Here is a 1,309-nt window from a genome sequence, read left to right on the forward strand (position 1 = left end):
GGGGCGGCACAGCGTGAAACGCGACGGGGTGGGCGGGTAGTTCCGCCCCGTCGTCCGCGACGGCCCCGGCGACATCTCACGCCGAGCCTCTTACCAGTCCCCTCCGGGCCGCGCGGACACACCGGCCGAAAGACCGGCCCGTCATCCCCGCACCCACGGAAATCCACAGTCCGGCCCCGGACCGGGGTTGAGATCGGGCGCCGCACACCCAAGTCTCCGCTCAACCCGGGTCCGGGCTCCTCTGGCGGCCGAGGCGTCGGCCGTGATGTCGGACCGCTTCCTGCCTTTGCGCTGACGCGGCGCGAACGCACCGGAGTGCCCGCCCCTTGACCCTTACGCAGACCCAAGCTCCGCAGGCCGGCGCCACGCAGGGCCGAGCCCCCGGGCAGCCCCGCCGCGCCCTCCTGATCTGCAACGCGAAGGCCCGCAACGGCGGCGTCGATCTGGACGAGATCCGCGCCGTCCTGCGTGCGGGCGGGATCGAGCCGGTCGAGCCGCCGCCCGGCGACTGCAAGGCGCTGATCACCGCCCATGCCGGCTCGGTCGATCGCGTCATCCTGGGCGGCGGCGACGGCACCATGAACGCGGCGGCCGAGGCGCTGGTCGAGACCGGGCTGCCGCTCGGCATCCTGCCGCTCGGCACCGCCAACGATCTCGCCCGCTCGCTGGGGATCCCCCTCGACCCGGTGGCCGCCGCCCGCCTCATCACGACGGCCGAGGCACGGCCGGCCGACCTCGGCTGGGTCAACGGGCACTACTACTTCAACGTCGCGAGCATCGGATTCTCGGCGGAGCTCGCGGGCGAGCTGACCGCGGAATCGAAGAAGACCTGGGGCGTGCTCGGCTACGCGGTCGCGGCCGTGCGGGTGCTGCGTCGGGTGCGGCCCTTCACGGTGACGATCGAGCATGACGGGCAGACCGAGCGCGTCACCACCATCCAGGCCTCGGTCGGCAACGGGCGCCACTACGGCGGCGGCATGACCGTGGAGGAGGGCGCGGCGGTCGACGACGGCAAGCTCGACTTCTACAGCCTGGAGGTCGCCCACTGGTGGCGCCTCCTCGCGCTGCTGCCGGCCTTGCGCCGCGGCACGCAGGGGCGGGCGCGGGACGTGCGCGCCTTCAAGACCACGGAGATCCGCATCACCACCCGCAAGCGGCGGCCGGTGAACACCGACGGCGAGCTGACGACCTACACGCCGGCCCATTTCAAGGTGGTGCCGAAGGTCATCCGCATCTTCGCGCCCGGCCCGGACGCGCGCCCCGGCCCCCGCGACGGCCTTCTCCCCCTCTGACGCTCGCGCCCTGATCC

General features: G+C 73.4%; 1 protein-coding gene. It reads left to right on the forward strand.

Annotation, left to right across the window (positions count from 1 at the left end):
- The first annotated feature begins 326 nt into the window (after positions 1-326).
- A complete protein-coding gene (locus AX737_RS02465) occupies positions 327-1,292 on the forward strand; it encodes a lipid kinase (RefSeq protein WP_082772836.1) in 966 nt (321 codons plus the stop codon).
- Positions 1,293-1,309 lie beyond the last annotated feature (17 nt).

This window comes from Methylobacterium sp. CCH5-D2, from assembly GCF_001556475.1.
In the GTDB taxonomy this organism is placed as follows: Bacteria; Pseudomonadota; Alphaproteobacteria; order Rhizobiales; family Beijerinckiaceae; genus Methylobacterium; species Methylobacterium hispanicum.